Annotated in this window: 23 protein-coding genes; 7 read left to right on the forward strand and 16 right to left on the reverse strand. The window is 74.1% G+C overall.

Translation table 11 applies throughout. The features are described 5' to 3' along the window. Nucleotides 1-100: 100 nt before the first annotated feature. The 3 genes from ACI79A_RS16105 (at nt 101) to ACI79A_RS16115 (ending at nt 4,128) form a co-directional block, all read left to right on the forward strand. Complete coding sequence (locus ACI79A_RS16105; RefSeq protein WP_457084760.1) at nt 101-2,107, forward strand: thioredoxin domain-containing protein; 2,007 nt, start codon at nt 101-103, stop codon at nt 2,105-2,107. A gap of 46 nt (nt 2,108-2,153) precedes the next feature. Further along, nucleotides 2,154-2,741: a hypothetical protein gene (locus tag ACI79A_RS16110; protein ID WP_457084761.1), complete on the forward strand. Its 588-nt coding sequence runs from the start codon at nt 2,154-2,156 to the stop codon at nt 2,739-2,741. A 136-nt stretch (nt 2,742-2,877) separates the two neighbouring features. Next, nucleotides 2,878-4,128, forward strand: coding sequence for a geranylgeranyl reductase family protein (locus ACI79A_RS16115; RefSeq protein WP_457084762.1), 1,251 nt, complete (start codon nt 2,878-2,880; stop codon nt 4,126-4,128). A 5-nt stretch (nt 4,129-4,133) separates the two neighbouring features. Here the strand turns inward: ACI79A_RS16115 and trhA are convergent, their stop codons facing one another. Next, nucleotides 4,134-4,961: a PAQR family membrane homeostasis protein TrhA gene (trhA, locus tag ACI79A_RS16120; RefSeq protein ID WP_457084763.1), complete on the reverse strand. Its 828-nt coding sequence runs from the start codon at nt 4,959-4,961 to the stop codon at nt 4,134-4,136. Nucleotides 4,962-5,075: 114 nt separating this feature from the next. On the opposite strand from trhA, the gene ACI79A_RS16125 reads away from it, so the two are divergent. The 4 genes from ACI79A_RS16125 (at nt 5,076) to ACI79A_RS16140 (ending at nt 8,873) form a co-directional block, all read left to right on the forward strand. Then, nucleotides 5,076-5,855, forward strand: coding sequence for an isoprenyl transferase (locus tag ACI79A_RS16125; RefSeq protein ID WP_457084764.1), 780 nt, complete (start codon nt 5,076-5,078; stop codon nt 5,853-5,855). Nucleotides 5,856-5,881: 26 nt separating this feature from the next. After that, nucleotides 5,882-7,096 (forward strand): DUF885 domain-containing protein, encoded by a 1,215-nt coding sequence (locus ACI79A_RS16130; RefSeq protein WP_457084765.1) that lies wholly within the window; start codon nt 5,882-5,884, stop codon nt 7,094-7,096. 11 nt (nt 7,097-7,107) lie between these two features. Next, nucleotides 7,108-7,305 (forward strand): hypothetical protein, encoded by a 198-nt coding sequence (locus ACI79A_RS16135; RefSeq protein ID WP_457084766.1) that lies wholly within the window; start codon nt 7,108-7,110, stop codon nt 7,303-7,305. A gap of 269 nt (nt 7,306-7,574) precedes the next feature. After that, the gene (locus ACI79A_RS16140; protein WP_457084767.1) at nt 7,575-8,873 is read left to right on the forward strand and encodes a PhoH family protein; all 1,299 of its coding nucleotides are present in this window, start codon (nt 7,575-7,577) and stop codon (nt 8,871-8,873) included. Between the two features lie 180 nt (nt 8,874-9,053). Here ACI79A_RS16140 and ACI79A_RS16145 read toward each other — a convergent pair whose 3' ends face one another. From ACI79A_RS16145 to ACI79A_RS16215, 15 genes are all read right to left on the reverse strand, one after another. Further along, the gene (locus ACI79A_RS16145; protein WP_457084768.1) at nt 9,054-9,980 is read right to left on the reverse strand and encodes a type IV toxin-antitoxin system AbiEi family antitoxin domain-containing protein; all 927 of its coding nucleotides are present in this window, start codon (nt 9,978-9,980) and stop codon (nt 9,054-9,056) included. A 181-nt stretch (nt 9,981-10,161) separates the two neighbouring features. Then, nucleotides 10,162-10,398 (reverse strand): hypothetical protein, encoded by a 237-nt coding sequence (locus tag ACI79A_RS16150; RefSeq protein WP_457084769.1) that lies wholly within the window; start codon nt 10,396-10,398, stop codon nt 10,162-10,164. Further along, the gene (locus ACI79A_RS16155) at nt 10,395-13,187 is read right to left on the reverse strand and encodes a hypothetical protein (RefSeq protein WP_457084770.1); all 2,793 of its coding nucleotides are present in this window, start codon (nt 13,185-13,187) and stop codon (nt 10,395-10,397) included. The genes ACI79A_RS16150 and ACI79A_RS16155 overlap by 4 nt, the downstream gene beginning before the upstream one ends. Then, on the reverse strand, nt 13,168-15,213 hold the full coding sequence (gene flhA / locus ACI79A_RS16160; protein ID WP_457084771.1) for a flagellar biosynthesis protein FlhA: 2,046 nt from the start codon (nt 15,211-15,213) through the stop codon (nt 13,168-13,170). Before flhA ends, ACI79A_RS16155 begins: the two co-directional genes overlap by 20 nt. Nucleotides 15,214-15,478: 265 nt before the next feature. Next, nucleotides 15,479-16,612 (reverse strand): EscU/YscU/HrcU family type III secretion system export apparatus switch protein, encoded by a 1,134-nt coding sequence (locus tag ACI79A_RS16165; RefSeq protein WP_457084772.1) that lies wholly within the window; start codon nt 16,610-16,612, stop codon nt 15,479-15,481. A 25-nt stretch (nt 16,613-16,637) separates the two neighbouring features. Next, nucleotides 16,638-17,402, reverse strand: a complete 765-nt coding sequence (gene fliR, locus ACI79A_RS16170) for a flagellar biosynthetic protein FliR (RefSeq protein WP_457084773.1) — start codon at nt 17,400-17,402, stop codon at nt 16,638-16,640. Between the two features lie 8 nt (nt 17,403-17,410). Next, on the reverse strand, nt 17,411-17,686 hold the full coding sequence (gene fliQ, locus ACI79A_RS16175) for a flagellar biosynthesis protein FliQ (protein ID WP_457084774.1): 276 nt from the start codon (nt 17,684-17,686) through the stop codon (nt 17,411-17,413). 36 nt (nt 17,687-17,722) lie between these two features. Further along, on the reverse strand, nt 17,723-18,550 hold the full coding sequence (gene fliP / locus ACI79A_RS16180) for a flagellar type III secretion system pore protein FliP (protein WP_457084775.1): 828 nt from the start codon (nt 18,548-18,550) through the stop codon (nt 17,723-17,725). Next, nucleotides 18,547-18,984 carry a FliO/MopB family protein gene (locus ACI79A_RS16185; RefSeq protein ID WP_457084776.1) on the reverse strand — a complete coding sequence of 146 codons (438 nt, stop codon included), beginning with the start codon at nt 18,982-18,984 and terminating at the stop codon, nt 18,547-18,549. Before ACI79A_RS16185 ends, fliP begins: the two co-directional genes overlap by 4 nt. Before the next feature lie 28 nt (nt 18,985-19,012). Continuing rightward, on the reverse strand, nt 19,013-19,756 hold the full coding sequence (gene fliN, locus ACI79A_RS16190; RefSeq protein WP_457084777.1) for a flagellar motor switch protein FliN: 744 nt from the start codon (nt 19,754-19,756) through the stop codon (nt 19,013-19,015). Then, nucleotides 19,753-20,724 (reverse strand): flagellar motor switch protein FliM, encoded by a 972-nt coding sequence (locus ACI79A_RS16195; RefSeq protein WP_457084778.1) that lies wholly within the window; start codon nt 20,722-20,724, stop codon nt 19,753-19,755. Before ACI79A_RS16195 ends, fliN begins: the two co-directional genes overlap by 4 nt. 199 nt (nt 20,725-20,923) lie before the next feature. Next, the gene (locus ACI79A_RS16200; protein ID WP_457084779.1) at nt 20,924-21,397 is read right to left on the reverse strand and encodes a flagellar basal body-associated FliL family protein; all 474 of its coding nucleotides are present in this window, start codon (nt 21,395-21,397) and stop codon (nt 20,924-20,926) included. 64 nt (nt 21,398-21,461) lie between these two features. Next, nucleotides 21,462-22,400 carry a flagellar motor protein MotB gene (locus ACI79A_RS16205; protein WP_457084780.1) on the reverse strand — a complete coding sequence of 313 codons (939 nt, stop codon included), beginning with the start codon at nt 22,398-22,400 and terminating at the stop codon, nt 21,462-21,464. Beyond that, complete coding sequence (locus tag ACI79A_RS16210; protein WP_457084781.1) at nt 22,397-23,167, reverse strand: motility protein A; 771 nt, start codon at nt 23,165-23,167, stop codon at nt 22,397-22,399. Before ACI79A_RS16210 ends, ACI79A_RS16205 begins: the two co-directional genes overlap by 4 nt. Before the next feature lie 3 nt (nt 23,168-23,170). Further along, complete coding sequence (locus ACI79A_RS16215; RefSeq protein WP_457084782.1) at nt 23,171-23,461, reverse strand: flagellar FlbD family protein; 291 nt, start codon at nt 23,459-23,461, stop codon at nt 23,171-23,173. Nucleotides 23,462-23,577 lie beyond the last annotated feature (116 nt).

A 23,577-nucleotide genomic window follows, 5' to 3' on the forward strand; every position in this document is an offset into this window, starting at 1 on the left:
TGGGGGGTGCGCCGTCCGGCGGCGCACCAACCGCAGGACACCGGATCGTCATGTCCGGGCACCGTGCGCGTCGCGGGAGCGGAGCGGGTAGGACCACGGGGTGCCGAACCGACTGGCCTCCGCCACCTCGCCGTACCTGCTCCAGCACGCCGACAACCCCGTCGATTGGCGCGAGTGGGGGCCCGAGGCGTTCGCCGAGGCGCGCGAACGCGGGGTCCCGGTGCTCGTCTCGGTGGGCTACGCGGCCTGCCACTGGTGCCACGTCATGGCCCACGAGTCGTTCGAGGACCCGGCGACCGCGGCGCAGATGAACGCCGGTTTCGTCTGCGTGAAGGTCGACCGCGAGGAGCGGCCGGACGTCGACAGCGTCTACATGGCCGCCACGCAGGCGCTCACCGGGTCCGGCGGGTGGCCGATGACCGTCTTCACCACCCCGGACGGCGCCCCGTTCTACTGCGGCACCTACTTCCCGCCCCGGCCGCACCCGCAGCTGCCCGCCTTCCGGCAGGTGCTCTCGGCGGTCAGCGAGGCGTGGGCCACGCGGCGCGACCAGCTCGAGCGGGCGGGCGGGGAGATCGTCGCCGGCATCTCCGGGCGGCTGGACCTCGGCGACCCCAGCCCGTTGTCGGTCGACCTGCTCGACGACGCCGTCGCCACCCTCGCCGACGCGCACGACGTCGCTTCCGGGGGCTTCGGTGGCGCGCCGAAGTTCCCGCCGTCGATGCTGCTGGAGTTCCTGCTGCGGGCGCACGCCCGGCGGGGTGACGAGCAGACCCTGCGGATGGCCGTCGGCACGGCGGAGGCGATGGCCCGCGGTGGCATCCACGACCAGCTGGCCGGCGGGTTCGCCCGCTACTCGGTCGACGACCGCTGGGTGGTGCCGCACTTCGAGAAGATGCTCTACGACAACGCCCTGCTGCTGCGGGTGTACTCGCACCTGTGGCGGGCCACCGGCCTGGACTGGGCGCGCCGGGTCGCGGACGAGGCCGCGGCCTTCCTGCTGCGCGACCTGGGCACCGCCGAGGGGGGCTTCGCCTCGGCGCTGGACGCCGACACCGACGGCGTCGAAGGGCTGACCTACGTCTGGACGCCGGCCCAGCTGACCGAGGTGCTCGGCGAGGAGGACGGCGCGTGGGCCGCCGCGCTGTTCTCGGTGGCCCCCGAGGGCACCTTCGAGCACGGCAGCTCCACGCTGCAGCTGCGGCACGACCCCGACGACCCGGCCCGGTACGCGCGGGTGCGGGCCGCGCTGACGGCGGCCCGGGCCGCCCGCCCGCAACCGGCGCGCGACGACAAGGTGGTCACCGCCTGGAACGGCCTGGCGATCGCGGCGCTGGCCGACCACGGGGCGCTCACCGGTGACGATCGGCTGGTGGCCGCCGCCCGCCGCGCCGCCGAGCTGCTGCACCGCACCCACTGGGTGGACGGGCGACTGCGGCGCGCCTCCCGGGACGGCGTCGCCGGCGCGCACGCCGGGGTGCTGGAGGACTACGGCGACCTCGCCGAGGGGCTGCTGGCGTTGCACGCGGCCACCGCGGAGGGGCGGTGGCTGGACTGGGCGGGGGAGCTGCTCGCCGTCGTCGCCGACCAGTTCGTCGACGACGAGGGTACGTGGCACGACACCGCGGCCGACGCCGAGCCGTTGGTGCACCGCCCGTTCGACCCCGCTGACGGGCCCACCCCGGCCGGCATCGCCGCGGCCGCCGGCGCGCTGGTCTCCTACGCCGCGCTGGCCGGGTCGCCCGAGCACCGGGCCCGCGGCGAGGAGGCCGTGGCGACGCTCGCGCGGTTGGTGGAGCACGCCCCGCAGGCCGCCGGCTGGGCGGCCGCGGTGGGGGAGGCGCTCCTCGCCGGGCCGCTGGAGGTGGCGGTGAGCGGACCGGCCGGCCCGGAGCGGGACGCGCTGGCCGCCGCGGCGCGGGCCGCCACCAGCCCGGGCGCCGTGGTGGTGGCCGGTGAGCCGGACGCGCCGGGGGTGCCGCTGCTGTCCGGCCGCCCCGTGGTGGGTGGTCGGCCGGCGGCCTACGTCTGCCGGGGCTTCGTCTGCTCCGCCCCGGTGGTCGAGGTGTCCGCTCTCAGCGCAGCGATGAGTCCGCTAGAGCTTTGATTACACGATTACAGTCGGGTGCGTCGTCGTTCCCGAGGAGGGCACCGTGCACGCACACCACCACCGCTTCCCAACCGAGGGCTTCCCCGGCCGTGGCCGGGCCCGTGGCCGCGGCGCCGACGCCCCGCCGCCGGTCGAGCGAGCCGAGGTGGCCGGCTGGTTCGCCGGACGACTGCCCGACGACTGGTTCACCGGGCCCGTGGAGCTGACCATCGACCGCGACGAGATCACCGTGGTCGGCGCCGTCCCCGAACCCGACGCGGGGGACGGCGACCCGGCGGCGGCCCGCGCCGGGCGGATCGCCCGCTTCCGCGAGCAGACCCGTCAGCAGCGGATGGCGATCGCCGACGCCGCCCAGGCCCGCTACGGCCGCGCGGTGGCCTGGGGCGCCACCTGCGGCGACGTCCGCGAGGTCTTCACCACCGTCTCCGTGCCGGTGATGACCCGGCTGCGCCAGCCCGAGCGGCTGGTGCTCGACACCCTGGTCGACGCCGGCGTGGCCCGCTCCCGCTCGGAGGCCCTGGTGTGGGCCGTGCGGCTGGTCGGCGAGCACGCCGACGAGTGGCTGGCGGAGCTGCGGGCGGCGATGACGTCGGTGGAGGAGGTCCGCGCGCGCGGTCCGCGGGTGGGCTGAGTCCAGGCGTCGGCGTCCTGGCTCACCGGGCGTGCTCCTGGATCACGTCCCGCGCTGAGCCAGGAGCAGGCACGATCAGGTCACCTGATCCCGGGCTCGTCCCGGGCCCCCGCCGCCACCAGGGACACTGAACGGCGTGCCGACCACCGCGGAGCCTGCCGAGACCGACGTCCTCGTGGTGGGAGCCGGGCCGGCGGGCTCGGCGGCCGCCGCCTGGGCCGCGCGGTCCGGCGCCGAGGTCGTCCTCGCCGACGCCGCCGTCTTCCCCCGCGACAAGACCTGCGGCGACGGGCTGACGCCCCGCGCGATGGCCGAGCTGGACTCCCTCGGGCTCGGCGACTGGGTGCGGTCCCGCGGTCGCAACCGCGGCCTGCGCGCCGCCGGGTTCGGTCAGGAGCTCCTGCTGCCCTGGCCCGGCGGGGCGCTGCCGGACCACGGCGGAGCGGTGCCCCGCACCGAGCTGGACGCCCGGATCCGCGACGTCGCCGTCGACGCCGGCGCGGTCCCGGTGGACGGCGCCCGGGCGGTGGGCGTCGAGCGGGACGGCGACCGGGTGGCCGCGGTGGTGTTCCGCCGGCCCGACGACTCGACGACGACGGTCGCCTGCCGACGGCTGGTGGTCGCCGACGGGGTGCGCTCCCCGCTGGGCAAGGTGCTGGGCCGGGAGTGGCACCGGGAGACCGCCTACGGCGTGGCCGCCCGGGGGTACGTGCGCTCGGGCCGCAGCGACGACGAGTGGATCTCCTCGCACCTGGAGCTGCGCGGTACCGAGGGGGAGCTGCTGTCCGGCTACGGCTGGGTGTTCCCGCTGGGGGCGCAGGCCGGTGAGGTCAACGTCGGCGTCGGCACGCTGGCCACCGAGAAGCGCCCGGCCGACGTCCGGCTGCGCAGCCTGCTCGAGCTCTACACCGACCAGCGGCGCGAGGAGTGGCAGATCGAGGGCGCCGTCCGGGCGCCGGCGAGCGCGCTGCTGCCGATGGGCGGTGCCGTCTCCGGGGTGGCCGGGCGCAACTGGGCGCTGGTCGGGGACGCCGCCGGCTGCGTCAACCCGCTCAACGGCGAGGGGATCGACTACGGCCTGGAGACCGGGCGCAGCGTGGTCGAGCTGTTCGGCGAGGCCGACTGGTCGCAGGCCTGGCCGGCGACGCTGCGGCGGCACTACGGGGAGGCGTTCTCCATCGCCCGGCGGCTGGCCGGGCTGCTCACGGTGCCCCGGCTGCTCCCGGCGGCCGGGCCGGTGGGGATGCGCTCACGGGTGCTGATGACCGTGGCGCTGCGGGTGATGGGCAACCTGGTCACCGAGGCCGACCGCGACGTCGTCGCCCGGGCCTGGCGCGCCGCCGGGAAGCTCTCCCTGGGACTGGACTCCCGCCCGCCGTTCTCCTGAGCGGCTCAGGTGTACGGGCTGTTGTAGATCACGAAGTACATGGCGATGTAGTGGCAGAGGGCGGCCACGATCGTCATCGCGTGGAAGACCTCGTGGTAGCCGAAGGTGCCCGGCCAGGGGTTGGGCCGCTTGCTCGCGTAGGCGATCGCGCCGGCGCTGTAGAGCAGGCCCCCGGCGATCAGCAGCACCAGCGCGGTGACCCCGGCCAGCCGCAGGATGTCGACCAGCACGAACACGGCCGCCCAGCCCAGCGCGAGGTAGATCGGCACGCCCAGCCAGCGGGGGGCGGTCGGCCAGATCACCTTCAGCGCCACGCCCAGCGCGGCTCCGGACCACACGGTGGCCAGCAGCCACCAGCCGGTGGGCTCGGGGACGGCGAGCAGGGCGAAGGGCGTGTAGGTGCCGGCGATGAACACGAAGATCATCGAGTGGTCGGCGCGCTTCATCAGCTTCCAGCCGCGCGGTGACCACCGACGGCGGTGGTAGAGCGCGCTCACCCCGAACAGCCCGAGGATGGTGACGCAGTACAGCGCGACCGGCCAGCCGGCGCGAGCGCCCTGGGCGGCCGCCAGCGGGATGAGCACGGCGCCGGCGATGATGGACCCGAAGAAGGCGAACAGGTGCAGCCAGCCGCGCAGCCGGGGGCGGGTGTCGGGGTGGTCGAAGTCCTTGTCGCCGTAGTCGGCGACGCTCCAGCGGCCGTCCTGCTCGACCGCCTGGACGTCCTGGCCCTCGCGTTCGACGGTGTCCAGCGCCTCGTCGAGCGGGCCCTCCACCTGGGCGCCGTCGGTCTGCACCCGGGCGGGTTCGCGACGGTCCAGCGGTGCGTTCATGGGCCGAGGTTACGAAGCCGTAGGTCCGTCGGCATCCCCAGGTGCCTGTGACCTCGCTGTCGGTCTGCGGCGTGCGTCCAGCCATCGGCGGGTCTGGGTCCTAGGGTGAGCGCCGTGGGGGTGCGAGCGAAGGTCCGGAACGTGCTCACCGCCCTGTACGAGCGCCGGCTGGCGCGCGGGCTGGTCGGGGCGGACACCCCCCGCCACGTCGGGGTGATCATCGACGGCAACCGCCGGTGGGCCCGGGCCATCGGGCTGGAGGACGTCAGCGAGGGGCACCGGCGCGGCGCGGACAAGATCGCCGACCTGCTGCGCTGGTGCGACGAGGCCGGCGTCGAGGTGGTCACCCTCTTCCTGCTCTCGACCGACAACCTGCAGCGCCCGGAGCCGGAGCTGACCCCGCTGCTGCGGATCATCGAGGGGGTCGCCTGCGACCTGGCGGGCCCGGACCGCCGCTGGCACCTGCGGGCGGTCGGCGCGCTGGAGCTCCTGCCGGCGGAGACCGTCGCGGTGCTGAAGCAGGCCGAGGAGGACACCCGCGACCGGCCGGGGGCCTCGGTCAACCTGGCGGTCGGCTACGGCGGACGGCGGGAGATCGCCGACGCCGTCCGGTCGCTGCTGGCCGAGCACGCCGCGCGCGGGACGACGCTGGACGAGCTGGTCGAGGTGCTGGACGTGGAGCACATCGCCGAGCACCTCTACACCCGCGGCCAGCCCGACCCGGACCTGGTGATCCGCACCAGCGGGGAGCAGCGGATGTCGGGCTTCCTGCTGTGGCAGACGGCCCACTCGGAGTTCTACTTCACCGACGTCTACTGGCCGGAGTTCCGCCGCGTCGACCTGCTCCGGGCGCTGCGCGCCTACGCCGCGCGGCACCGCCGCTTCGGGAGCTGACCGGGGCGGCTGAGAGACTGCCGGGCATGACCGCCGGCGCCCTCGACGTCCCCCTCGAGTACGTCCGACTGGGGTTGCGCTTCGACCGGCTGGAGCCCGGTTTCGTCGACGCCTACACCGGCGACCCCCGGTTGCGCGCCCAGGTCGCCGACGAGCCGGCACCCACCCCGGCCGGCCTGCGCGACCAGGCCCGGGCCCTGCTGGCCGAGCTGGACTCCGCGGCGCTGCCCACCGCCCGCGCCGAGTTCCTCCGCGGGCAGCTCACCGGGCTGGAGTGCTCGGCCCGGAAGATGGGTGGGGAGCCGGTCGGCTACCTGGCCGAGGTGCGCGCCTACTTCCAGGTCGACGTCGCCCTCGGCGACCCGGCGGAGTACGCCGCTGCGCACGAGGCGCTGGGCGAGCTGCTGCCCGGCAGCGGCACGCTCGCCGAGCGGTACGCGGCGCACCGCCGCCGGGAGGAGTGCCCGCCGCAGCGGCTGGAGGCCGCCGTCCACGCGCTCTCCTCGGCGCTGCGGGACCGGGTGCGCGGCCGGTACGGCCTGCCCGAGGCCGAGACGGTCCGGTACGAGGTGGTCACCGACAAGCCCTGGTCGGGGTTCAACTACTACGAGGGCGACTACCGGTCGCGGGTGGCGATCAACGCCGACCTGCCCCACCGGATGGCCCAGCTGCCGCACCTGGTCGCCCACGAGTCCTACCCCGGGCACCACACCGAGCACTGCCGCAAGGAGCGCGGCCTGGTCGAGCGCGACGCGCACCTGGAGCACACGGTCTTCCTGGTGAACACCCCGGAGTGCCTGATGGCCGAGGGCCTCGCCGACCTGGGGCTGGAGGCCGCGGTCGGCCAGGGCTGGGGAGCCTGGTCCGCCGAGGTGCTCGGCGACCTGGGGCTGCGGTTCGACGGTGAGCTGGCCGAGCGGGTCGCGGCCGCCGCGGCACCGCTGAACCGGGTGCGGCAGGACGCCGCGATCCTGCTGCACGACCGGGGCGCGGACCCCGGCGAGGTGATCGACCACCTGCAGCGGTGGGCGCTGGTCAGCTCCGACCGGGCGGTCCAGCAGCTGCGCTTCCTCACCGATCCGCTGTGGCGGGCCTACATCACCACCTACGTCGAGGGCTACGACCTGCTGGCGCGGTGGCTGGCGGCGCGGCCGGCGGGCGAGCCCGTGGCCGACCGCTTCGTCCGCTTGCTGGACGAGCCCCTGACGCCGGCGGTGGTCACCGCCGAGCTCGCACCCTGACCGTGCCGACCGTGCCGACCGTGCCGACCGTGCCGACCGGGCCGACCGCGGGGGAGCGGCGGGCGCTGGGGCTGTGGACGGCGGGTTGGCTGCTCGTGCTGCTGGTGGCCGGGGTGCTGTGGCTGGGGGACCTGTCGCTGCAGTGGCCGGTGCTGCTGGTGCCCGTGCTCTGGGCCGCGGTCGCCGTCCGCCCGCGACGGGAGGGCTGACCCCGGCGCGGTGTTTCGGGCAGGCGAACAACCGATGGCGAACGTCGCACGACTCACCCCAAGGCGTGTCATGGCGGCGCTTCCGTCGGGATGAGGGCCTAACGTCCGCAGTGGACGGGGAGCCCGCCTCGCCGTCCACGGGAGGCCCGGTTGGTGCGACAGCGATCGTCGACCAGAGGGGCCGAGTCCCGGCCCCTGCGCCGGGACCCGGTCACCTTCGAGCCGGGGCGCGCTCTGTCCGCAGGGTGGCGTCCCACGGGAGTCGACTCGTGAGCACTCGCCGTCGCACGTACGTCCTCGACACCTCCGTCCTGCTCTCCGACCCAGGCGCGCTGCTGCGCTTCGAGGAGCACGAGGTGGTGCTCCCGCTGGTGGTCATCGGGGAGTTGGAGGACAAGCGGGACCACCCGGAGCTGGGCTGGTTCGCCCGGCAGACGCTGCGCCGGTTGGACGACCTGCGCGTCCGGCACGGCCGGCTCGACGCCCCGGTCCCGGTGGGGGAGGACGGTGGCACGCTGCACGTCGAGCTCAACCACAGCGACCCCTCGGCGTTGCCGGCCGGCTTCCGCAACGACTCGAACGACAGCCGGATCATGACCGTCGCGCTCAACCTGCGGGCCGAGGGCCGGGACGTGCGCCTGGTGACCAAGGACGTGCCGCTGCGGGTGAAGGCGGCCGCCGTGGGCCTGGCCGCCGAGGAGTACCGCGGCCTGGGCGTCGTGGACGCCGGCTGGACGGGCATGGCCGAGCTCTCCCTGGACGACGAGGAGATCGGCGAGCTGTACGACACCGGGTCGCTGTTCACGCCGGCCGCCGCCGAGCTGCCGACCCACACCGGCCTCGTGCTGCTCTCCTCCCGCGGGTCCGCGCTGGGCCGGGTCACCCCGGACAAGCACGTGCGCCTGGTGCGCGGCGACCGGGAGGCGTTCGGCCTGCACGGGCGCTCGGCGGAGCAGCGGATCGCGCTGGACCTGCTGCTGGACCCCGAGGTGGGGATCGTGTCCATGGGCGGGCGCGCCGGCACCGGCAAGTCGGCGCTGGCGCTCTGCGCGGGCCTGGAGTCGGTGATGGAGCGGCGGGCGCACAAGAAGGTGGTCATCTTCCGGCCGCTGTACGCCGTCGGCGGGCAGGACCTGGGCTACCTGCCCGGCAGCGAGGGCGAGAAGATGGCCCCCTGGGCGCAGGCGGTCTTCGACACCCTGGGCGCCCTGGTCTCCGGTGACGTCGTCGAGGAGATCCTGGCCCGCGGGCTGATCGAGGTCCTGCCGCTGACGCACATCCGCGGGCGCTCGCTGCACGACTCGTTCGTGATCGTCGACGAGGCGCAGTCGCTGGAGCGCGGGGTGCTGCTGACCGTGCTGTCCCGGCTGGGCACCAACTCCCGCGTCGTGCTCACCCACGACGTGGCGCAGCGGGACAACCTGCGGGTCGGCCGGCACGACGGCGTGACCGCGGTGATCGAGGCGCTGAAGGGGCACCCGCTGTTCGCGCACGTGACCCTGACCCGCTCGGAGCGCTCGCCGATCGCGGCGCTGGTCACCGAGATGCTGGAGGACCTCCCGCTCTGACGGCCGGTCGCCCGCCCGGCAGCCGGGTCGTCGTCCCCTCGTCGGAGCGCGGGGACGGCGACCCGGAGCCGGTGCGTCCTCCGCCGCGGTGCCGGGCCGGGCGCCCCGCTTTCCACGCTCTTCGGTCGCTGTCCACGTGCTCCGGTGCGTGGGAAGAGCGCGAGAAGCGTGGGACGCACGTCATCGGAGCTGGCGGGCGAGGGCCCGGTCGATCCGGTCGACGACGACCTGCCGGGTGTCCAGCTCGGCCCACACCCAGCGGACGACGCCCCACCGCTCCTCCCGGAGGGCGTCCTCCCGCCGCTTCTCCTCGAACACAGCATCCCCGGGTGACTGGCCCGGACGGAGCAGTCGGCCGTACTTGAGGCGGCCGTCGAACTCCCCGAGCAGCCGCTGCTGCCGCCAGCCGAAGTCGCTGCGGCCGACGAACCCGCCGTCCGAACGGCGGACCTCCACCTGGAGGTCGGGCACCGGCAGCCCGGCCTCGATCATCACCGCCCGGCTGCGGCTCTCGCCGATGCTCTCGCTGCGCCGATCAGCGGCGGCCACCACCCGCCGGGCCCCCCGGCTGCCCCGGGTGCCGCTCGCCGCCGTCACGACGTCGGCGAGCTCGGCGGGCGTCGTCAGGCCCCGGTGCAGGGCGGCGTCGGCGACGGCGAGCGCCGGCTCGAACGGCAGGGAGCGCGCGAGGTCGACCACCGTGCGGGGAACGCTGGTGACCGCCAGTCCGTCGACCACCACTGCGTCGTCCACCGTGAAACGCGCGGCGTGGGAGTGCAGGCGGCTCTCCCGGACGGCGCGTGCGGGCGGCTGCCGGGTGACGTGCACGCGATCGAGCGGGATGGCCCACAGCGGGAGGCCGTGCACGACCGCGGCCGAGGCGTGACTCACCACCGCTGGGCTGCGCAGGCCGGCCACGGTGGCTCGCACCCGGAGGAGGTGCCGCTGCCGGCGGTCGAGGTCTCCCGGTTGCGCCAGGTAGGCGCCGCGCTGCAGCGTCGTCCACTCGCCGCGCCGGCGGAGCCGGCGGATCTCGTCGTCGACCAGGCCGGAGGCGAGGGCCCGGCGCCGCAGCACCAGGGCCGGTGGGCCGGTCATGGGTTCCATGCGGCCACCGTGCCGTCGTCCGGGGCGTCGGCCGGCGGCCCCGGGACATCTGTGGACAACGCCGTGGGAAGTGGACGGCGGGACCCCTCGACGCTGGGTTCCCACGCTCTTCGCTCGCGACCCCCGTGCTGCGGCGCGTGGAACGCGGGTGAAGAGCGTGGGACGTGCGTGAGCGGGTCGGTCAGGGGGTGGTCGGCTGCTCCGGCGCGGGCTCGGGCACCGGCGCGGTGGCCGGCGTCCGGGCGGGAGCGGTGGCCCAGAGCACCAGCCCGACGGCCACCCACCCGGCGCCCAGGCACCACAGCACGCGGGTGAGCACCTCGTCGGTGCTCAAATCACCCCGGAGACCGAGCGCGAGGACGGGGATGGCCAGCACGAAGCCGGTCACCAGCACGTCCTTGCGGAACGGGCCGATCACGCCTCCAGCTCCTCCAGCCGCTCGCACAGCAGCGAGGCCCAGCGGTGGGCGGTCGCCCGGGCGCCGTCGATCAGCGCCACCGGCACCTGGAGGTGACCGAGCACGGCGGCCGGGTCAGCGGTCGAGTCGGTGTCCTGCACGACCACCGCGTCGACCCGGGGCAGCCCGCCCAGCCACGGCACCAGGTCCTCGGGCTTGCGGGTCGAGTCGAGCACGGCCCACACCGAGGTCGGCGACCAGACGGCCAGCATGTGCTCCAGCCACGGTCCGCCGGCGGTGCGCAGCGGCGCGTCGACGGCGACGATCGTGACCGTGCCGGCCGACGCGCTGGTCCGGCGACGCTCGAGGGCGGTCTCCAGGGAGCTGATCCGGCTGTGCTGCGGAGCGAGGTGCGCGAGCGCACCGGAGCTGGCCCACTGCACCGTCTCGGGGTCCAGCCGCAGCGTGAGCGCCAGGGCGCGCGCCGTCGCGAAGGTTTCCGCGCCCGGCCCGACGACCAGCAGCACCTCGCCCGGCTCGACGGGGAACCGCGGTGCCTGCGGCAGGTGGTCGGTGAAGGTCCGGGTGAGCGCCGCATACACCCCGCGGGCGGCGACGTCGGCGAGGAAGTCCGGGCCCAGCAGCGTGTGCGGCACCCCGAGGGTGAGCAGCCGGATGACGAACTCCTCGGCGCGGCTGGCCGCGTAGGGCTCGAGCTCGGCCGACCGGGCCGGCACCAGGCGGGTCACCGTGGCCAGCCGGCCCTCGGGCTCCGGCTCGGGCGCAGGTGCGGCCGGCGGGGTGGGTGCGGCAGGCAGCTCGATGCGCACCGGCCGGGTGACCAGCGGCAGCCGGCTGCCGGCGGGGCGAGCCGGGGGGACCGGCGGACGGCCACCGCGCACCGGTGGCACGGCCGGCCGGGACCGCAGCAGCGGCGGCGCGCCATCGAGACCACCGGCCCGCTGCGGGGGCAGCAGGGACAGCGGCGGGAGCACGGTGGTGGCGTCCAGCGGCAGCGGAGCCGGGTCGCTCGCGGTGCGGGCCAGAGCCGAGGAGACCACCGGTGCGGCCAGCCGGAACTCCTCGACGGCCTCGGGCTGCCGGGCGTCGCTGCGCCGCGGCGCCTCCTCGACCAGGACCGCGTCGACCACCCGCTGCGGGCCGGTGGCGGCCGGAGCCCGGTCGCCGTGGCCGTCGGCCCGGTAGGCGCCGGTGTCGTAGGCGCCCATCGCGTCAGCCGCGTCGACGTCGGCGGGTGCGTAGGCCCACGGCTGCGGGACGTCGCGGACCGGGGGCACCGCGGGCCGGGCGTCGGCGATCCCGGGCAGGGCGAACTCGGTCGTGGCCGGTGCCTCGGTCCACTCGGCTGCCTGGGTCCACTCGGCTGCCTGGGCCCACTCGGCTGCCTCGGCGACCTGCTCGGGGAAGCGGTGCCGGCCGCGGCCGGAGCCGTTGGCCGCCAGGACCTGCTCGAGCAGGTCGGCCAGCTCGTCGTCGGCGCTGCGCACGGAGTCGACCATGGAGAGGGGAGCTGCCCGGCGCCCGGCCTCGGCGGCCGCCTCGGCCTCCGCCGCCGCGCGGGCGGCCTCGGCCGCGGCCCGGGCGGACGCCTCGGCGGCCTCGGCCTCGGCCTGAGCGCGCGCGGCCTCCAGGCGAGCCGCCTCCAGCTGGGCGGCCTCGACCCGCGCGGCCTCCAGGCGGGCGGCCTCTGCGGCAGCCGCGGCCTCGGCCTCGGCGCGGATGCGAGCGGCCTCTGCGGCGGCTTCGGCCGCCGCGGCCTCGGCCTCGGCGCGGATGCGGGCGGCCTCGGCGGCGGCCTCCGCCTCCGCCTCGGCCTTGATCCGGGCGGCCTCGGCCGCGGCGGCGGCCTCCGCCTCGGCGGTGATCCGGGCGGCTTCCAGGCGGGCGGCCTCGGCAGCCGCGGCCTCCAGCCGGGCGGCCTGCAGGCGGGCGGCCTCGGCCGCGACGGCCTGGGCAGCGGACGCCTCGATCCGGGCGGCCTCGGCGGCGGCGGCCTCACGACGTGCGGCGTCGGCCGCCTCGGACTCCAGCCGCGCGGCCTCGGCGGCGGCGGCCTCGGCCACCGCGACGTCGGCCACCGCCGACTGCACCTGCGCGTCGCTGGACACCATCCGGGTGAGCGCGGCGGCGAACGGGGACGGGGCGGCGCCGGTGTCCCCGCTCATCGGCTCGTCGCCGGTCAGCGGGGTCTCGGCGAGCTCGTCGGGCGACAGCATGAGGGTGTGCCGGGCCGGGGTGAACGGCGTGGCGGCCGATGCCGCCGGCCGTGCGGAGCCCGTGCTGCCCTTCGCCGACGACACGCGGCTCGTCGCGGAGGTGCGGGAGGACGGCGCGGTGGAGGACCACTCCGCGGTGCGGGACGACGATGCGGTGCGGGACGACGATGCGGTGCGGGACGACGATGCGGCGGACCGGGCGGCGGGGGCGGCCGCGGCGGCTTCGGCCCGGGGCGCACCGGGCCGCGAGTACAGCCCCACGGCCGGCTCGGCAGCGGAGTCCACGCCGAGCAGGTCGGAGAGCTCCTCCATCCGCTCGGCCAGGGAGGGCTGGGCGGCCTTGGCGGCGGCCTTGGCGGTGACCCGGCGGGTGGCCTCCGGGGTCGGCGGGGCGGGGTCGGGCGTGCGCGGCAGCTCCACCTCGGCGACGTAGCGCTCGGAGGCGAAGAAGCCGAACATCCCACCGGTCCTGATCCGGCGCACGCCCACGATGCGCGCGGCCGGCCCGAACTCCTCGCGTGCCGCGGCGATCGCCTCGTCCCGCGTGGCGGCCTCAACGGATCGCGACGGCACCGCTCACCACTCCCAGCGACTCGATCTGGGCCGTGCGGGACACCTCGTTGTAGGAGATGACCGACAGCCGGGGCAGGACCTGGCGGACCAGGCGGGACAGCGCGGCGCGCACCTGCGGCGAGCACACGAGGACAGGGGAGAGGTTCATCCGGTCGGCCTCCTCGAGGAGGTCGGAGCAGCCGCGGACCAGCGCGTCGACGGTGTTGCCGTCCAGGGCGAGCACCTGACCGCCCTCGGTCGGCCGGACCGCCTCCAGCAGTCGCTGCTCGAACGTCGGGTCCAGGGTGATCACGTGCAGCCGCTCGTCCGGGGTGACGTAGGGGTGGCTGATCGCAGCGCCGAGCGCGGCACGCACCGCCTCGACCAGCCCGTCCAGGTCGGTGGAGATCTTGGCGCGCAGCGACAGGGCCTCGAAGATGCGGACCAGGTCGCGGATCGAGACGCCCTCGTCCAGCAGCGCCTGGAGCACGCGCTGCACCTCGCCCAGGCTGAGCAGCGTCGGGGTGAGCTCCTCGACGACCGCGGGGTGGGTGCGCCGGACCATCTCCACCAGCACCTTGACGTCCTCCCGGCCCAGCAGCGACGAGGCGTTCTGCCGGACGACCTCGGCCAGGTGCGTGGTGATCACCGAGGAGCGGTCGACGACGGTGGCCCCGGCCATCTCGGCCTGCCGCTGCAGCTCGGCGGGCACCCACTTGGCGGCCAGCCCGAACACCGGCTCGCGGGTGGCCTTGCCGGGCAGCCCGTCGAGGTGGTCGCCGATCGCGAGCACCGTGCCGGCGGGCGAGGTGCCCTTGGCCGCGGGGACGCCGTTGAGCCAGATGACGTACTGCGAGGCCGGCAGGTCCAGGTTGTCCCGGGTGCGGACCAGCGGGATGACCAGCCCGGTCTCCATCGCGACCTTGCGCCGCAGGGCCTTCACCCGGTCCAGCAGGTCGCCGCCGCGGGCGGTGTCGACCAGCTCGACCAGGTCGAAGGCGACCTCCAGCTCCAGCGGGTCGACCCGCATCCGGTCGGCGATCGCCTCCGGGGAGTCCGGCTGCGGTTCGGCGGCCGCGACGTCGGTGGCGGGGGTCTCGTCGTCGTCCTCGTCCGGGGTGTCGGTCATCCGGCTGGCGGCGAAGAGGAACAGCGCACCGATGAGGAAGAACGGCAGCTTGGGCAGGCCGGGGATCAGGCACAGCGCCAGCGCGGCGACGCCGGCGATGCGCACCGGCTGCTTGTTGCGGCCCAGCTGGGTCATCAGGTCGTGACCCATGTTGCCCTCGGAGGCCGAGCGCGTGACGATCAGGCCGGTCGCGGTGGAGATCAGCAGCGCCGGGATCTGCGAGACCAGGCCGTCGCCGACCGACAGCAGCGAGTAGGTCGAGACCGCCTCGGCGGGGGGGAGGCCCCGCTGCATGATCCCGATCGCGAAGCCGCCGATCAGGTTGATCAGGGTGACGATGATGGCCGCGATCGCGTCGCCCTTGACGAACTTGCTGGCACCGTCCATCGAGCCGTAGAAGTCGGCCTCGGCGGTGACCTCGCGCCGGCGCTTGCGGGCCTGCGACTCGTTGATCAGCCCGGCGTTCAGGTCGGCGTCGATGGCCATCTGCTTGCCCGGCATGGCGTCGAGGGTGAAGCGGGCGCCCACCTCGGCGACGCGGCCGGCACCGTTGGTGATCACGACGAACTGGATGATCGTCAGGATGACGAAGATGACCAGGCCGACGATCAGCGAGCCGCCGATGACGAAGTGACCGAAGGCCTCGATGACCTTGCCGGCGTAGCCGTCGCTGAGCACCAGCCGGGTGGAGGAGACGTTCAGCGCCAGGCGCATCAGCGTCGCGATCAGCACCAGCGACGGGAAGATCGCGAACTCCAGCGGCCGCTTGATGTTCATCGCGACCAGCAGGATCAGCAGTGACGCCGTGATGTTGAGGCCCAGCAGCAGGTCCAGCACGGCGGCCGGCAGCGGGACGACGAGCATCAGGACGATGGAGACGACCCCGATGGGGACGGCTGCCTTCGTCAGCTTGCCCACGAGACCTCGTTCCTGTGCTGCAGTGCCGGCGGTGACCGGAGCGCCGCAGCGCCCCTCCACCGCCGTTCTCGGCAGTCCCGGGAACGGCCGGTACCGCACGGCGGAGTGCCACACCGTGCGTCACAGCCGCGCCGCGCGCCCCAGGCGTGGCCCTCCTGCAGGGCCCCGCCGCGGGAGGACGACCCCCTCCTCGCGAACCTTCGCGGGCTCGGATCGGGCCCCGGGAGGCAGCCAGGGGCAGGCGGGGCCTTCGGTGGCTCCTTCCTCAGCGGCGCCGTCCGGCCTTGGGCAGGCCGTCCACCTCGGGTGCCTCGAAGCCCGGCCGGTGCATCCCGCCGCGCACGCCGCGCGCGGACAGGTGCATGACGAACGCCAGCACCCGGGCGACCGCGGTGAACAGCTGGGGCGGCACCTCCTGCCCGAGCTCGCACGACCCGTGCAGGGCGCGGGCCAGCGGCACGTCCTGCACCATCGGCACCCGGCACTCCTCGGCCCGGGCCCGCAGCCGTGCGGCGACCTCGCCGGCGCCCTTGGCGACCACCCGGGGGGCGCCCTTCATCGGGTCGTACTTCAGCGCGACCGCCACGTGCGTGGGGTTGACCAGCAGCACGTCGGCGTCGGCCATCTCCGACATCATCCGGTTGCGGGACATCGACAGCTGGGTGGCCCGGCGCTGGGCCTTCATGTACGGGTCGCCCTCGGACTGCTTGTGCTCCTGCTTGATCTCGTACTTGCTCATCTTGAGCTTCGTCATCGTCTGCTTGCGGACGACGAGGTAGTCCGCGAGCGCGATCGCCAGGCCGGTGAACCCGACGACGCGGAACATCAGCACGGCCGAGTCGGTGAACACCCGGGTGATCTCCGACAGCGGCAGCGAGCCGGAGGCGGAGACCAGGTGCTGGGCGTCGTCCGAGGTCAGCGCGATGACCGTGGCGAGCGCGATCGTCTTGATGATGGCCTTGGTCGCCTCCCAGAGGCCGTGCGTGCCGAACATCCGCTTGAAGCCGGGCAGCGGGTTGAACTTCTTCAGCGTCGGCTTCATCCCCTTGGTGGCGATGGTGACCCCGCCCTGGGACGCGGAGGCCAGCGCGCCGATCAGCATCATGGCCAGCGCCATCGGCAGCAGGGTGGTCATGAACGCGCTGAGTCCCCGCCCCATCAGCTCCGAGAGCGCAACCTGATCCGGGTTGTTGGCCACCGCGCCGACCTGCACGAACAGCTCCTGCACGGAGTCGAACGCACTGCCCACCAGCATCGGCAGCAGCACGCTCGCCGCAGCGGCGCCCAGCCACGTGCCCAGCTCCTGGGTCCGGGGGATCTGCCCGTCCTTGCGGGACTGTTTGAGCTTCTGCGGTGTCGGCTTCTCTGTCTTCTCACCGCCCGGCCCGTCCTTGGCCATCAGTCCTCACCTCCCGGGACGTCCACTAGCCGCTCCGCAACGAGGTCATCGCCCGGACCGCGGTCTCCATCAGCGAGTCCAGGGCAGGGGGGAGCAGCGGGAAGGTGAGCCCGAGCAGGGCCAGCGTGGTCATGATCTTCACCGGGAAGCCGATGGCGAAGATGTTCAGCGCCGGGGCGGCGCGGGACAGCAGCGCCAGCGCGACGTCGGCCAGCAGCAGCACCGCCACCATCGGCCCGGCGATCTGCAGGGCGGCCAGGAACATCATGGAGAAGGCGGTGACCAGCGCCGACCCCAGCTGGTCGGTGGGCAGCGCGCCGCCCACCGGGAGCCCCTGGTAGGAGGTGACGAAGCCGCGGACCAGCAGCAGGTGGCCGCCGCTGGTGAACAGCAGGGTGATCGCCAGCAGGTAGTGCAGCTTGCCGATCGCCGCGTTGGTGGTGAGCGACAGCGGGTCGTAGGCCGGCTGCAGCGAGAAGCCGCCGGTGACGTCGATGAGGTCACCGGCCAGCTGCACGGCGGTGAAGAGCACCTGGACGACGAAGCCGAGCGCGGCCCCGATGACCGCCTCGGTGATCGTGCAGACGACGAGGAAGCCCGCGGTGATCTCCGGCATCGTGCCCGTCAGCTGGGGGAACACCACCAGCGACAGCGCCACGGCGAGCGCGCCCTTGACCGCCAGCGGGATGCCGTTCGAGTTGAACGGCGGGGCCAGCACGATGAACCCGCCGGCGCGCACGGTGGCCAGCAGGAGCGCGGCCAGCGTCGCCGAGGGGACCTGGAGGTCCACCGGTGCCCTCAGCTCCTGCCGAGCAACCGCGGCAGCGACTCGAACAGGTGCTCGGTGAAGGAGACCAGCTCCGCGAGCACCCAGTTGCCGGTCACCAGCAGCGCGATGGCCACCGCGATCATCTTCGGCACGAACGACAGCGTCGGTTCCTGGATCTGGGTCGCCGCCTGGAACAGCGAGATCATGAAGCCGACCAGCAGGGCGGTCAGCAGGATGGGGGCCGCGACCTTCGCCGCGATGATCATCGTCTGGGTGGCGATCTCGGTGACGTCGGCGTCAGACATGCCGGCCCCCGGTCGTCCGGGCGCTCATCCGGGCGGTCATCCGTACGACCCGACCAGCGCGGTGGTGATCAGCGCCCAGCCGTCCACGATGACGAACAGCAGCAGCTTGAAGGGCAGCGAGACGACCGTCGGCGGCACCATCATCATGCCCATCGCCATCAGCGAGGCGCTGACCAGCATGTCCAGCACCAGGAACGGGATGAACACGACCAGCCCGATGATGAAGGCGCTCTTCAGCTCCGAGAGCACGAACGCCGGGACCAGGGTCATCATGCTGACCGACGCGGCGTCGGCGGGCCGCTCCTCGCCGGACAGCCCGATCATCAGCTTGAGCTCGTCGTCGCGGGTGTTGTCCAGCAGGAACGCCTTGAGCGGCTCGACGCCGGAGTCGTAGGCCGCCGAGGCGGTGATCGCGCCGTCCAGGTAGGGCTGCACCGCGACGTCGTTGATGTCGCTGAACACCGGTCCCATGACGAAGATCGTCAGGAACAGGGCGATCCCGGTGAGCACCTGGTTCGGCGGGGAGGTGGGCAGCCCCAGCGCGTTCCGGGTCAGCGCCAGGACCACCAGGATCTTGGTGAACGAGGTGACCAGCAGCAGCGCCGACGGCGCGATCGACAGCGCGGTGATCGCCAGCAGCAGGGTGACCGCGGTGCTGGGGTTGTCGCCCCCGATGTTGATGTCCAGCCCGCCGTTGTCGACCACCGGGGCGACCGGGGCGATCGGCTCGGTGGGCGGGGTCGGTGCGGCCGACGCGGGGCCGGCCAGGAGCACCAGCCCGACCACCGCCAGCACGGCCAGCAGCGCGACCCAGCCGGCCCGGCGGCCCCAGCCGCGGGTGACCGGCGTGGCGAGCGCGCTCACGAGCGGCGCACCGTTCGGTCACGCAGCTCCTGCACCACCGTCGTCCACGTGCCGCGGTCCAGCACCGAGCCGGCCAGCGGGCCGGAGCTGCTGCGGGCCAGCGCCGGCACCCGGGTGGCGGGCAGCGCGGCGGTCTCGACGTCGGAGGCGGTCGCGTGCGGCCGGGCCTGCGCCGCCAGCGCGGTCTGCAGCTCCTCGTCCTCCAGCTCGGCGAGCAGGGTCACCTGCTCCTCGGTCGACCCGACGACCAGCACCCGGCCGGCGACGCGCAGCACCGAGACGCTGCTGGCCCGACCCATCCGCTGCCGGCTCACCACCTCGATGACGCCGGTGCCCTGACCCAGACCGCGCTTCTTGGCGATCCGGGCCGCGAAGAGCAGCACCCCGGCGACGAAGGCCAGCGACAGCACGAGCCGGATGACCATCCACGTCATCGCCGGCTCCCGGTCGTCGTGCCCTGCGTCACTGGGGGCGCCCGTACTCGGCGGCGTCGGTCACGATCTCGCTGATCCGCAGGCCGAAGTCCTCGTCGACCACGACGATCTCGCCGCGGGCGATCAGGGTGCCGTTGACCAGCAGGTCCGCCGGGGCGCCGGCGGCGCGGTCGAGCTCGATGACCTCACCGGGGTGCAGCGACAGCAGCTCGGAGACCGTCATCCGGGTGCGGCCGATCTCGACGGTGACCTCCATGGCCACGTTGCGCAGCAGGTCCAGGCTGCCGCGCCGCTCGCGCGGCTGGGGCAGGGTGACCTGCAGGGCCAGGGTGGCCGAGATCTCCCCGCCGGCGGCCAGCGGGACGGCGAGGAAGACGCCCTTGTCCCGCAGGCCGTCCAGCGCCGCGACGACGTCCTCGGTGCGCTCGGCGGCGACCCGCACCCGGCCGAGCGCGGCCGCGGCGGCCTCCAGGGCCGGGCGCAGCGCCGTGGGCACGTCCATCGCCCCGACCGGGGAGTTGGTCAGCGCGGCGACGATCTCGGCGGAGAGCACCAGGACGATGTCACCGCTGACCTCACCGCCCAGGGCGGCGGTGACCGCGACGCCGGGCTCGGCCGGCAGCGGGACGGACTCCGGGTCGCTGACCGGGTCCCCGGCACGCAGGTCCAGCTCGGCGGGGAGGGCGGCGGCAGCGGCCTGGGCCGCCGCAGCGACCGCTGCGGCGATGGTCTCGGAGTCCGACGAGCGGTCGGTGCCGAAGGCGGTGGTCATGCTGGGTCCTTTCCGCCGGTCGCGGTGTCGGGGACGATCTCGGCGGCCAGGCGGCGCCGGTGGTTGCTGGGCAGGGCGTGCGCGAACGTGACGTCGTTGGTGGTGACCTGCAGCGGGCTGTCCTGGGCGTGCCGCAGCAGCAGGACGTCGCCCACCGCCAGGGACAGCAGGTCGCCCGAGGGCACCTCGATCGGGTTGAACCGGACGCTCACGTCGACCGGGACGTCGAAGAGCCGCTCGGTCAGCGCCTCGACCGCCCGCTGGCGCTTGTGCCGCGCGGACTCCGACAGCTGCGGGGAGGCGGCGTTGTTCAGCGGGCCGGCGAAGGAGGAGAACGGCAGCACCAGCGTGACGTCGGGCTCCCGGCTGCCCACGCGCATGCTGTAGGTGGCGACCATGACCGTCTCCGAACCGGAGGCGGCCTGGGCCAGCTGCGGGTTGTACTCGACGCCGTCCAGCGCCGGGGTGATCGGCGTCACCGGGGCGAACGCCTCGCCGAGCTCGTCGAGCAGCCGGTCCAGCAGGTGGCCGGTGATCGCGCTCTCCATGCCGGTCATCGGCCGGGCGGGCTGCTCGCCCCCGCCGGACCCACCGAGCATGTGGTCGACCATCGCCATGGCGGTGTCCAGCGGCCAGGCGAGCACGCCCTTGCCGGCCAGCGGCTCCAGGGTGAAGGTCGCCACGAAGTGCGAGGTGGGCAGCGTGGCGATGTAGTCGTCGTAGGAGAACTGCTCGATGCCGACCAGCTCCACCCGGACGCCGGTGCGCAGCAGCGAGGTCAGCGTGGTGGTCGCCTGGCGGGCGAAGGACTCCTGGGTGATCTGCAGGATGCGGACGTGCTCGCGCGAGAGCTTCGTCGGCCGCCGGAAGTCGTAGGTGCGGGGCTCACGACGACGCGTGCGGCCCTGCCCCTCGGGGCTCCGGGGGGCCGCGCTGGGGGCGTCGGCCACGGTGTCGGACAGGCTCACGCATGTCCTCATCGGCGGGGGACCGCCGGACCCTGACCAGCCGGTGCCGGAACCTCCAGCACCGGCTGGCACGGGTGTGACCCCAGGGGCTCCGTGGGGGAGGAGCGCCGGTTGGGGACGCCCTCGTGGGGTGCTGGAACGGCCCCGTGCAGGGCCCCGGTACGAGCGTGCGAGTGCTGGGGGCGAGGGGGTCCTACTGCTACTGCGTGACGTACTCCGTGTAGTTGATCTCGTAGACGTCGCCGTGATACGCCTCGATGATCTTCTCCTGCAGCGCGGCCTTCATCGCCTCGCGGTTGGTCTGCACGTCGCCGAGCGCGGCGCCGGAGAAGTGGGCGATGGCGATGTCGAGGGCCTTGGAACCGTCGGGGGTGGCGCTGGCGCCGTGCCCGCCCCCGGCGCTCTCGTCGTAGGCGAGGGTGAACTGCAGCGCGATGCCCAGCTTGAGGTAGCTGCCCCCCGCCAGGTTGATCGCCACCGGGTCGATGGAGAGCACCACGCTGCCCGCCTCGGGCGCCGGCTCGGCCACGGCCTCGCCGGAGCCGCTGAACAGGAAGAAGTACGCGCCACCGCCGATCGCGAGCACCGCGACCAGGGCGATGATCATCAGCTTTCCCTTGCCGCCGCCCGAGGACTCCTCGTCCTCGACGTCGGCCTTCTTCTTCTTGGCCATGGGTGACTCCTCTCGGTGGTGCTGTGGTCGGTGTGGCTGGAACCGGTGGTCGTGGTGGTGCGGCTCAGTTGCCGAGCGCCCGGGCGGCGGCCTGCGCGGCCGCCTCGATCCCGGGCAGCAGCGCGTTGGCCTTGGCCGAGCCGGTGGACAGCAGGATCACGTCCACCCGGCGGTTGACGGTCACGTAGCTCGGGTCGCTGTCCGGGACCAGGGGGCGGGTGCTGCTGTAACCCGACGCGGACACCCGTTCCTCGGGCAGCCCGTCGACCTCGGTGAGGTGCCGGAGCACCGTCGTCGCCCGGATGACCGACAGCTCCCAGTTCGACGGCCAGGGCCCGCCCGGGGTGACCGGCAACGAGTTGGCGTGGCCCTCGACCTCGATCCGGTTGGGCAGCGCGGCGAGCGTCGGGGCCATCGCGTCGAGCACGACGACGCCCTGCGGCTGGAGCACGGCGGACTCCGGGGCGAACAGCACCGGGTCGCTGACGACGTGCACCACGAGGCCCCGCTCGTCGATGACGAACTCCGCGGCGCCGGACATGCCGGCGTCGGCGAGCGCCTGCTGCAGCGCCGCGCGGGCGGCGGCCAGCTGGTCGTAGGCGGCCTGCGCCTCGGCGGCGGTCTGCTGTGCCTGCTCCCTGGCGACCGCCTCGGCGGCCGCCTTCTCGGCCTCGGTCTGCGCCGTGCCGTCGATGGCCGCCTCCTGGGCGACCTGCACGGGCTTGAGCGGGCTGTCGTTCTCGACCGGCGCGTCGATGGCCGCCCCGTCGTTGAGGATGGTGACCGGGGCGCCGGCCCCCTCGCGGGCGCCGTTGGCGAAGGCGGTGAACTTGGCCAGGTCGATCGAGCTCATCGCGTAGAGCACCACGAAGAGCACGAACAGCAGCGTCATCATGTCGAAGCCGGACACCAGCCACCGTTCGTGGTTCTCGTGCTCCTCGTGCTCCTCGTGCTTCTTGGCCCGGCGGCCGCCGTGCCCGCCGTGCCCGCCGCTCTTGCTCATGCCGCCTCGCGCTCCTGCTCACTGGGCGGAACGAGGGAGGTGAGCTTGGCGCGCACGGTGCGCGGGCTGGTGCCCGCCTGGATCTCGGCGATCCCCTCGACGAGCAGCTCCATCTGGGCGGCCTGCAGCGCGCTGACCCGGAGGATCTTGGCGCCCATCGGCAGGAACCAGAAGTTGGCCGCCATGACGCCCCACAGGGTGGCGATGAACGCCGCCGAGACCATGGGGCCCAGCAGCTCGGGGTTCTGCAGGTTGCCCATCACGTTCATCAGGCCGACGATGCAGCCGAGGATGCCGATGGTCGGCGCGTAGCCGCCCATGTTGTTCATGAACTTGGCCGCGACCTTGTCCTCGGTCTTCTTGGCCGAGATCTCGCCCTCCAGGATGGCGCGCAGGTCCTCGGGGTCGGTGCCGTCGATGCTCATCTGCAGGCCGCGCTTGAGGAACGGGTCCTCGATCTCCTTGACCTGCGCCTCCAGGGCGAGCAGACCCTCCTTGCGGGCCTTCTCGGCCAGGCTGACCAGGGTCTGGATCTGCTCGGTGGCCGGCGGCACCTTGGCCGGCATGACGGCCATCTTGAACCAGGTGGGGATCTTCTTCAGGTCGGTCATCGTCTGGCTGGCCAGCGCCGCGCCGAAGGTGGCGATGACGACCAGGATGATGGCCGGCAGGAAGATCAGCGTCGTCGGGTCGGCGCCCTCCAGGATCATGAAGACGACCAGGGCGACCAGGGAGATGACGAACCCGATCAGGGTGGCGGGATCCATGGGTCAGCGCTCGTCTCGGCTCGGGAAGGGCACGACCGAGGAGTCGTCGGGGCCCTGCAGGTGGTCGGGGGTGGGGAGCGGTCGGTGCTCGCCGCGGTCCATCCGGAAGGCCGTGGCCTGGATGCTGGCGCGCCAGTCGCGGATCTCGTCGACGACCTGGTCCACCGTCTCGACGACGACGTACTTGGTGTCGTCGGCGAGGGTGACCACCGTGTCCGGGTGGCCCTCCACGCGCTGCACCAGCTCGGCGTTGAGCACGAAGTGCTTGCCGTTCAGGCGGGTCAGACGGATCACGGTGGAGCTCCCGGGGTCGGCGGTGAGGGTGCTCACCGGTGCGCGCGGAGCGCGGCACAGGTGTCTTCGGCGTCCCGGCGGGACTGCTTGAGTCGAGAGGGCCCGGTCATCCCGAC

Source organism: Modestobacter sp. SYSU DS0657 (assembly GCF_054050925.1).